5 protein-coding genes are annotated in these 10307 nt (G+C 60.2%); 2 read left to right on the forward strand and 3 right to left on the reverse strand.

The annotated features are described in order from the left end of the window. Positions 1-29: 29 nt before the first annotated feature. The 3 genes from NW815_RS04625 to NW815_RS04635 form a co-directional block, all read right to left on the reverse strand. Positions 30-548, reverse strand: a complete 519-nt coding sequence (locus NW815_RS04625) for a MarR family winged helix-turn-helix transcriptional regulator (RefSeq protein ID WP_238376932.1) — start codon at positions 546-548, stop codon at positions 30-32. A gap of 243 nt (positions 549-791) precedes the next feature. Next, a complete protein-coding gene (locus NW815_RS04630; RefSeq protein ID WP_414330273.1) occupies positions 792-2132 on the reverse strand; it encodes an alkaline phosphatase in 1341 nt (446 codons plus the stop codon). Between the two features lie 256 nt (positions 2133-2388). Further along, a complete protein-coding gene (locus NW815_RS04635; RefSeq protein WP_414389281.1) occupies positions 2389-4767 on the reverse strand; it encodes a transglutaminaseTgpA domain-containing protein in 2379 nt (792 codons plus the stop codon). A gap of 192 nt (positions 4768-4959) precedes the next feature. On the opposite strand from NW815_RS04635, the gene uvrA reads away from it, so the two are divergent. Next, a complete protein-coding gene (gene uvrA / locus NW815_RS04640; protein WP_414389278.1) occupies positions 4960-7863 on the forward strand; it encodes an excinuclease ABC subunit UvrA in 2904 nt (967 codons plus the stop codon). A 130-nt stretch (positions 7864-7993) separates the two neighbouring features. Further along, the gene (locus tag NW815_RS04645; RefSeq protein ID WP_414415762.1) at positions 7994-10234 is read left to right on the forward strand and encodes a hypothetical protein; all 2241 of its coding nucleotides are present in this window, start codon (positions 7994-7996) and stop codon (positions 10232-10234) included. Positions 10235-10307: the final 73 nt, after the last annotated feature.

The raw sequence follows: 10307 nt of genomic DNA on the forward strand, positions 1-10307 counted from the left end.
GGGGCTCCTGCGATTTCTAGCTGAAAGCGCTAGAAAATAGCCTGCAGTTTTTTAAGGCAAGCCTGGATCTGCGCCATCTCCGAGGGATCCAGCTTTTGGAAGCGCTCTTTCAAGTAGGCGACGTGGGCCGGGAAAATTTCCTCAAACAGTTTTTCCCCCGCTTCTGTCAGCACGACCTTAAAGCAGCGTCGGTTTTCCGGGGGCACTTCCCGGCGCACCAGCCCTTTTTGTTCCAGGCGATCCACAATGCCGGTCAGTGTCCCTTTGGTCACCAGCGTTTTTTGGGCCAAGACATTCATGGTCATCCCAGGGGTATTGCCAAGGGTAACCAACACATCGAATTGGGGGGCCGTCAGCCCCATTTGCCGAATGTGAACCCCGGCGTAATTTTCAAAAGCTTGGTAGGCCCGCGCCAGATCCCGCAACAGCCCCAAAAAAGGCTCACGGGCCGCCAATACCGTCCCCCTCAGCGGAACAGAGTCCTCAGGCTTGAGAACCTCGTCGCTTTGGAGAAGGGGGGATGGAGAGGAGTCAGCGGGAGTGGGCATGGTTGAAGATCGCAGTTCGCGTTGGTGGAACAAACTCAAACCCAAAGGACAGTCTCGGCTCCATGATAGCCCACTGTAGTACAGTTCTAACGCAAAATGAACTACGTCTATCTGCTTTGCTGAGCTAGCCCCTTCGCCGTTATGTGGTTCTCATAAAAAAAGGGGATCCACTGGATGGATCCCCCGTGACGGACAGAGCTTGTGGGGCAAACACCCGCCCAAGGCAGGTGACCACAGCAGACACTAGGGCTTCAGCTCGCTGGGGATGCGCTCCCCGAAGAGCACGAAGTAGAGAATCCGATAAATGTCCGTGTTCAGGATCCCGGTGGTCGGCACCAACTCTTGGGCGTTCAAGCCCGCAGCGCGAGCGATGACTCCACTGCCGACGTCATCTCCGGTAGCCCAAGCCACGGCAAAGGGAAAGCGCTTGCCATTTTTGTCGGGAGCGGAAATGAACGGCTTGCTACCGGTGCCGTCAACCCCGTCAATGGGGGCACCACTGCCTTCGGGGTCAGTAGGGGGCAGCGGCTCCTCGGCGGACTCGACATCCACCAACTGCATGCCACCGGCATTGCTGTCGCTGGTGGTGATCATGAAGGTCTTGGGATTCTTCTCGATAAAGTTGAGAATCACCCCGATGGCATCGTCGGCCCGCTTCATGGCCTCCAGGCAGCCAGAGGCATTGAGGTTATTGCACATGTTGTCGGTGCCCTCTTCTTCGATGACGGCGAAGAAGCCCTTGGGATTGCGGGAGATCCGCGCCAGGGCAAATTCGGTCATCTCGGCAATGGTGGGGGCGCTGGCAATGTAGTTGGGCAGGTTTTGGGCGCGCAGCTCTTCCTCTGGCTTGTCGTAGAAGGTGTCCTCGACGTTGAACACCCCCAAAACTTTGGAAACATCAGCCGGCAGCTTGAGCAGCTCGTCGCGGGTGTAGACAACGGCGTACCCCTTTTTCTTGGCCTCCTCAATCAGGTTGCGGCCATCCTTGCGCTTCCCTTGGCCAAAGCGGCCCTGGACACCTTCCGGCAGCAGCCATTCCTCGCCAGCGCCGAGGATGATGTCTACCCCTGACTCCACCACCTGCAGGGCAATCTCCTCATAGTCGCTGCGCTTGGCAGCTTTGGCAACGAAGGCAGCCGTCCCCGGCTCAATGATGGATCCCGTTTGCACCAGAGCCGTACCCAAGCCTGCCGCCACGGCATCTTCCATGATCGTGTTCAGGGTACCGTTGGCAGAGGGGTACTCTTTGCCGTCCGGATCCAACCCAAAGCTCTTGGCGTGGGCACGGGTTCCCGTGGCATGGATCACCGCTCCGGCGTTGGAAGTTCCTCCAAGCTGGTCAAGAAGGTGCCCGCGATAGGTGGTAATCACGGGAAGACGATCCCAGTTCAGAAAGCCATCGGGGCCGTAGTAGAGAATGCGTGTGATGTCCCAGTGGGAAGCTGAGGTTCCATCTGGGTGAAAGAAGATTGCACCGTTGCCGGTTGGCTTAGGCGCCGCTTGAGCCACACTAGAGGAAAAAACTGACGAGGACAGCAGACACAAAGTTGCAGCCAAAGCCGCCCTCAAAGAATAGCTACGCATAGCTAACACGCCCTTGCTCGTTCGAAGCTGAACGTTAAAAAACATAACACAGCTTCAGATGAGTTTGCAAGGGCATGGCAATGCAGCAGCGCGAAACGTGCCTGAAGCGAGTGCGCCACTGAGCGACTTCCCCGTCTGACAGTGCAGCTTACGGGGTCTATAACTAACGTTAACTATCTCTTAACTGTCTCATAACTGTCAAGGCTTCTTGCAGGGCTTTTGGGGTACCTGTTCTAAGGCGCAGCCGTCCCTCTGGTCAAGTGGCTCTTCTGGAGGTGATGGCGGGGTTTTTGGCCAGTGGCTGCCATGCTTGCCTAAGCTGTCTGAGTTGCTGCTGCCAGCGCTGCAGTTCCCCCACCTCCAACGGGATCCCACCGAAGCGCACCTCCAGGTAGCGCTCCAAGAACTGGATGGCCACCTGGGCTTGTGGTAAGTCGGAGTGGCGCAAGTGTTCCAGGCAGGCCTCAGGGCCTAGGTGGGCTGGGATCCCCACCGCCGTCGCCAGATCCCGCAGTTGCAGATAAAGCCTTGAGATAAGCTGGCGGCGCTGCTGCGACTTGGGTAGAGCCGCCGGACTCCAGCGCACCAGAGCAAAGGTCAGCCCTGGCAGCAGGATCCCTACCATCCAGGTGGGCCAGGGGGGCGGAGGCTGCCACAGGGATCCCAGCAAAACCCCATTGCCGGCAGTGGCCAACAGAATCCACCCCCCATCCTGCCAGCGCAAAGCCCGATAGCGGCGGCGGCGACCCCAATAGGCCATGGATCCGGTGATCAAAACCACCCCCAACACCGGCAGGCCATTCTGCTGCAACGTTTGCCCCAAGGCAACCAGGCTGCGACGGAAGCCAGCACCGACATCCTCTCGATCCGGAGAGGCGGCTACAGCGCTGGCCAGCTCCTGGATCTGCCGCCAGATCTGCCGCTGGGTGGATAGGTCGTACTGGATGACGTACTTAAACCAGCGGAAGCGCAAGCTGTCGTAGAAATCTTGAAGGGGATCCCACCAGGTTTCCCGCCGGCTGACATTGGCCTCTGCCGGTGTGGCATCGAAAATGATCCACCCGTAGGAGCCAAAGGGGATCTCCGTCCAGGAATGAGCGTCGGCATTGCGCACTGCCAGATAATTTTCCTGCGCCACCCAGCGCCCGCCCAAAAAGCCATTCACCATCCGGGCCGGGATGCCAATGCTGCGGGCCAGTATCGTCAGGGCTGTGGCGAAATATTCGCAGTGGCCCCGCCGATGGGTGAACAGAAAGGCTTCCAAAGGCGGTTCAGGGCCGGGATCCGGCAGATCGGTGGTATAGGCGTAGTTCTCCAGCAGGTAATTCTGCAAGGCGGTCATCTTGCCAAAGACATCGGGGATCCCAGCGGTAACGTCTTCAGCCAAGGCGGGAATGCGCGGATCCAGGTCTGCTGGCAACTGCAGATAGGCTGCCTGTTGGACTGGGTCGAGAGCACTGAACAGCTCCGCGTGGCCTAGCCGGCGCAAGCGCGGGCTTAACTCCCTTGAGATCCGGCTCCGGGCGCGGTAAAGATGGGGCACCTGCCGAGGCAGAGAATGGCCAACATCTCCGGTCTCGCTCAGGATGAGGCGGCGATTCTGCCGTTGCCAAGCTTGTTGCACCGTCGCTGCTCCGCCCCGCTCCAGCCATTCCATCTCCACCAGCGGGGCCACCCCAAAAACGGTGTTGGTGACCAGCGGCTCCAGATAGATAAGCTGCTCCAAGGGGAGAAGCAGCAGGTCGGGAGCAGTGGGGATCAAGCTGGAGGCAGAGAGATCAAATACCCCTGCTGCGTTGGGGAAAATGGGGATGAAGCGGTCTAGCGTTCGCGACCAGGCCCGTCCATCGTAGCGATCGAAGCTGATCCCGCGCCAGTAGAGGGCATCCACCTGGGGTGGCACCCCTCCAGGAAACTCCACCCGCATGACAACGGTGTTATCGGTTTTGAGGGTGCCGAATTCTCCCAGGCTCACTTCTTCGGCAAAGCCGGTGGTCATCACCGGGGAGCGGGCCTGGCGACCCAGGATTCCTAAACTGACCCGCGGGAACAAGAAAAACAAAGCCACGGACAGGATCACCGCCAGCAAAGCCAGGGATCCGAGAAAGCCCAAAAAGTTGAGGTTGATGCCACGGGTTTGGCTGGCTGCCTGCGGGTGCTGCTCTGCTTGCAGGCGCAGGTGGTAAAGGGTGAGGTTGATTAGCCCTACCCCCACGTACAGCAAAAACAGCAGCCCAAAGCTGATGTCTTCGTTGAACAGGGTGGCAATGGCCATCAGCAGCAGAGACAGCACCGCCAACTGGATGTGATCGGCTGCCCGTTCCCGCTGAAACAGCTTGGCCCCCGTTAGGTAAAGCACCAAGCCAATGGCCCCATCGGAAAAGGCAAGGATCCCAAAGATAACCAAAGCCAGCAGGCTAAGCAACACCGCCACCGTCAGGGGCATCCACAGGGGGGCATAGCGGGCAAAAGCAATCCTTGGCGGCTCCCAAAACCAACTGCAGGCCCCTGCGGCCAAGCAAACGGCAATGACCGGTGGCGACAGAGCCTGATCCCCCAGACAAAGGGCCGTGAAGGCGATCCCCACCAACAGGTAAACAAACACCTTTTGAACGGATGGCAGTGTCCAGGTCATGGCCCTTGGGATTCAATCCTTTCCAGCATAGCCAAGTCTTTTTTGCTACCGATTTGTCGTCCCCTGGTCGGCTGGGATCCCCTTTTGGACAAAGCGAAGAGCATTAGAATCGTTAGCTAAGAATCGTTAAGATTTTGTTACTCGCCGGTCTCGACGGGATACCTGTGACACGCTGCGCGAAAAGGTGGTGAGATGTCCAGCCAAAACGAAATTCATGTGGTGGGGGCGCGGCAGCACAACCTCAAAAATGTCAACCTGCGGATCCCGCGCGATCGCCTGGTGGTGTTCACCGGCGTCTCCGGATCGGGCAAGTCCTCCTTGGCTTTCGACACCATCTTTGCCGAGGGACAGCGGCGCTATGTGGAATCCCTCAGTGCCTATGCGCGGCAGTTTTTGGGGCAACTGGACAAGCCGGATGTGGATCGCATCGAAGGGCTGAGTCCGGCCATCTCCATCGATCAAAAGTCCACCAGCCACAACCCCCGTTCCACCGTCGGCACCGTTACCGAAATCTACGACTACCTGCGGCTTCTGTACGGAAGAGCTGGGATCCCTCACTGCCCCCATTGCAACCGGGTGATCGCCCCCCAGACGGTGGATCAAATTGTGGATCAGATCCTGGCCCTGCCGGATCGGACGCGGTTTCAGTTGCTCTCGCCGGTGGTGAAAGGAAAAAAGGGCACCCACGCCAACTTGTTACAAAGCCTGCGACACCAGGGGTTTGTGCGGGTGCGTGTCGATGGCCAGGTGCGGGATCTGAGCGAGGAGATCGAGTTAGCCAAAAACAAAACCCACACCCTTGAGGTTGTGGTGGATCGGCTGGTCAAGAGCCCCGACATAGCGGAGCGACTGGCCGATTCTCTGGCAACCTGCCTGCGCCAGTCGGGAGGAATTGCGGTGGTGGAGCTGCTGCCGCGGGAAGAGGAGCGAGAACAGCTGCTGCAAAAGGTGGCCGAGTCGGCGGGGCAATACCTGAACAGCAAGCCAACGGAGCTGATTTTTTCTGAGCAATTTGCCTGCCCGGAGCACGGTTCGGTGATGGGCGAGCTGTCGCCGCGCCTGTTTTCCTTCAACTCGCCGATTGGGGCCTGTCCTGTCTGCCACGGGCTGGGTTTTGAGCCCATCTTCGACCCCGAGCGGATCGTGCCCGATCCCAAGCTCCCCTTGTACGCGGCCATCGCCCCTTGGGCAGAGCGGGAGAACCCCTACTATCTGGCTTTGTTGGCGGGAGCCGCCAAGGCTTTTGGCTTTGACCTCAGCAGCCGCTGGTGTGATCTCACCCCCCAGCAACAGCAGATCATCCTCTACGGCGCCGACCAGGAGGTCTACATCGCCGAGGTAGAATCTCAGTACCGAGGCCGGGGGTACTATCGCCGCTATGAGGGGGTGATTCCCCAATTGCAGCGGCACTACCAGGAAACCACTTCCGAAATCTATCGGCAAAAGCTGGAAGCCTACCTCACCTACCGTCCCTGTTCCGCCTGTGGGGGATCCCGTCTCAAGCCGGAAGCTCTGGCCGTGCGCATCGGCGGCTACCGCATTACCGATCTCACCGAGATCTCCATCCGCGACTGCCTGCACCGCCTGGAGCAGTTGAAACTTACCCCGCGACAAGTGCAGATCGGCGAGCTGGTGCTGCGGGAGATCAAAACCCGGCTGCAGTTTTTGGTGGATGTGGGCCTGGACTACCTAACGCTGGCCCGCCCGGCCATGACCCTCTCCGGGGGCGAAGCGCAGCGGATCCGGCTGGCCAGCCAGATGGGCTCCGGCTTGACGGGGGTGCTCTACGTGTTGGACGAACCCTCGATTGGCCTCCACCAGCGGGACAACGAGCGCCTGTTGCAAACCCTGTTTCGCCTGCGAGATCTGGGCAACACCCTGATCGTGGTGGAACACGACGAAGAAACCATCCGTGCCGCCGACCACATCGTCGATATCGGCCCTGGGGCCGGCATCCACGGGGGGGAAGTGGTGGCCCAGGGATCCCTGGCGGACATCATGGCCTGCGAGCGCTCCATCACCGGAGCTTATCTTTCGGGGCGGCTGCGGATCCCTACCCCTGGGCAGCGGCGGGCTGGGAAAGCGGTTGCCCTCAAGCTCACCAATGCCCACAAAAACAACCTCAAGCACATCGATGTGGAGATCCCCCTGGGCAAGTTGGTCTGTGTTACAGGCGTCTCCGGCTCCGGCAAATCCACCTTGGTCAACGAATTGCTCTACCCTGCCCTGCAGCACCATCTTGGACACAAGGTGCCCCAACCCGCGGAGATGGGAGAACTTGAGGGCATCGAACACATCGACAAGGTGATCGTCATCGACCAATCTCCCATTGGCCGTACCCCCCGCTCCAACCCTGCCACCTACACGGGTTTGTTTGATCCCATCCGCCAAACCTTTGCCCAAACCTTGGATGCCAAGGCCAGAGGCTACCCATCCGGCCACTTTTCCTTCAATGTCAAGGGGGGGCGCTGTGAAGCCTGCAAAGGGCAGGGGGTGAACGTGATTGAAATGAACTTCCTGCCCGATGTGTACGTCACCTGCGAAGTCTGCGGGGGCAGCCGTTACAGCCGCGAAACCCTGCAGGTCAGGTACAAGGGCAAGAACATCGCCGAAGTCCTGGATATGACGGTGGGGGAGGCGCTGGATTTTTTCTCGGCTCTGCCTCCTGCCGCCAAGATCCTGCAGACCTTGGCCGATGTGGGCCTCGATTACATCAAGCTGGGCCAGTCAGCTCCTACCCTCTCCGGTGGGGAAGCGCAACGGGTCAAGCTGGCCGCAGAACTGGCCCGCCGCTCCACCGGCAAAACCCTCTATCTGCTGGATGAGCCCTCCACCGGCTTGTCCTTTTACGATGTCCACAAACTCTTGAACGTCCTGCAACGGCTGGTGGATACAGGCAACACCGTGCTGGTGATCGAGCATAACCTGGACATTCTCCGCTGTGCTGATTGGATTATTGACTTGGGGCCAGAGGGCGGCGACCGCGGCGGCCAGATCATCGCCGTTGGCACTCCAGAACAGGTGGCTGAGCACCCCGGATCCCATACAGGGCGATATTTGAAGCAGGTTTTGCAACAACATCCCCCAGGTCGCTGAGCAACTCAGCCTGCTCCAGGGAGAAAGTTGACCGAAAGCGGCCCAAAGTGCTCCGCACCGCGAACGGTTGGCCTGAGTCTGGCGTCGCTATGGCATGATGGGTCGGAAAGCAAAGGTTCGTACTTTCCCCATGGTAGGGCAGACCCTGGGTGGCCGCTATCGGATCTTAGAAGCACTGGGATCCAGCGGACAAACCTACTTGGCACAGGATAGCCATCACCCTGAGCGGCTTCGGGTGGTGATCAGGCGCTGGCAGCCCGGCCAAAGTGCTCTGCACCGCGAACGGGGTGAGGACTCCGCCTCGCTGCGGCATCTCTTTCAACAAGAAGCGGCCCTGCGGGAACACTTGGGATCCCACGAGGGTATCCCCCGCCTGTTGGCCTGCTTTGAGCAAGAGGGGGAGTTTTATTGGGTGGAAGAATGGGTTGAAGGGCCCACCCTGGAACAAGCTCTATTGCTAGGTAACGCAACCGAGAGGGGCCAGCTAACGACTCCGTCCCGCCAAATGCACTGCCATTGGGGGCACGACTGGACAGAGGCTGAGGTACGAGCCTTGTTGCAGGATGTGCTGCAAACCTTGGCCTTCCTGAATGGGGAAGGGGTGAGCTGCTGCAACCTGCAGCCCTCTCGCTTGATCTACCGTCAGGCGGATGGCCGATGGGTGTTGTTGAAGTGGGGGGGTGAGGAACAGGGTCTGGCTTTTTCCGGCTCTGGCTTCGGGAACCCCTATGGCCCCAGGCATTGCAGCGACCTCTATGCCCTTGGGCTGATTGCCCTGCAGGCCCTCTGCGGGATCCCGCCCCAGAAGCTGTTTCGCGACCCGTTGACGGGGGAGTTGCGCTGGCACGATCTGGCCTCTACTAGCGCTCCTTTTGCTGCTTTTCTGGATCGTTTGGTGAGCTGCAACCCACAACAGTGCTTTCCTTCAGCAACAGCAGCTCTGGCCGCTTTGCAGGCTTTGCCCCCCGCCGAGAGCCCCCCTGCCGCCGAACTCCTGTCCCAGCCCAGCCCTGTCGCCGCCGAGCCCTTACAGGAGCCAACCACCCCACCGCGTTCTCCGGTATCGCTGCGGGCGCGTCCCCGGATCCCACCGGTTTGGGCAGGAGGCAGCTTGGCGGCTTTGCTGGCGTTGACGGTGGCAGGGGTATGGCAGATGAGGGCGAACCTTGGCCTGCGGGGGGAGCCCAAGGATTCTGTCCCCCTCACGAGAACGGGATCCTCTGGCCCGGCAAAGCGCAACGGCCTGGGACTCCGTCCTACTCGCGAGAACGGTTCTCATGCCTCCGTCCCCACCGCCGTCACGGTCGCGGAAGCGTCGCGTAGCGATAACGACCCGGCAGACTGGGCCAAGTCTTTGCAGCTCAAGGCTACGCTGGAAGGCCCTGTCGCCGTCACTGCTCTGGCCATCAGCCCGGATGGAAATCTCCTTGCTGCCGGGGGAGACGACGGCGTGATCCGGCTTTGGGATCCCCAGGCTGGCCAACTGCTCCAGGGCTGGGCAGGCCACGAGGGATCCGTTGAGGCACTGGCCATCAGCCCAGATGGTACCTTTTTGGTGAGTGGGGGGGCAGACAAGACGGTACGGGTCTGGGATCTGGCGACCCTGGGGGATCCGGCTCTCTCGCCTGGGGATGTGCTGGCGCGGCTGCAGTTGCAAGGGCACACCGGGTTGATCAACAGTGTCGCCATTAGCCCCGATGGTCGTTGGATTGCCAGTGGCAGCGCCGACCGCACCATCCGCCTTTGGCAGGCCGACAACGGCCAGTTGATCCGCACCCTGGCGCCTCCCACTGCTGCCGCCCAGGAGACCCCTCAGAGGGCTGGCATTACAGCAGTGGCCCTTGGCCCAAGACCTACCCGTATGAATACTTCCCACCAATCTGAAGGGACCTCCCCTTGGATCTTGGTGGCCGCCAATGGAGATCCCACCGTTCACCTTTGGGATCCTGGCAGCGGGGCCTTGCTGGAAACCCTAAAGGCCGACTACCCCATCGAGCAGGTGCTTCTGAGCCCAGATGGCCGCTATTTGCTCGCTGGCAGTACCGGTGGCATCTTGGTCTGGAACTTGGGCACGGGATCCTTGGAGCGCACCTTGCCCCAGACTTTGTCCGGCTTGGCCGCCCTTGCCCTCAGCCCTGATGGCCGCTTGCTCGCCAGCGGCACCGATTACCGCGCTCACCAGATCAAGCTCTGGGATCTGCGCAGCGGAGAACAGTTGCGCACCCTGGGCGGCCAGACTTGGATGGTGAGCGTCTTGCTGTTTGGCCCCGGTCGCGGAAGCGTCGCGCAGCGATATGGGCAGACCCTTCTCAGTGGTGGCGCCGATGGCTCAATTCGCATTTGGGGGCCAGCCGACCCAGCTCAGCCCTAGTGGGATCCAAGCAGATAAAATACTCGACGAAGAAGGGATCCCGGCAGAGCATGACTCTAGTCAATAATAAGCT

It is taken from the genome of Synechococcus sp. R6-7 (assembly GCF_047461695.1).
Lineage (GTDB): Bacteria > Cyanobacteriota > Cyanobacteriia > Thermostichales > Thermostichaceae > Thermostichus.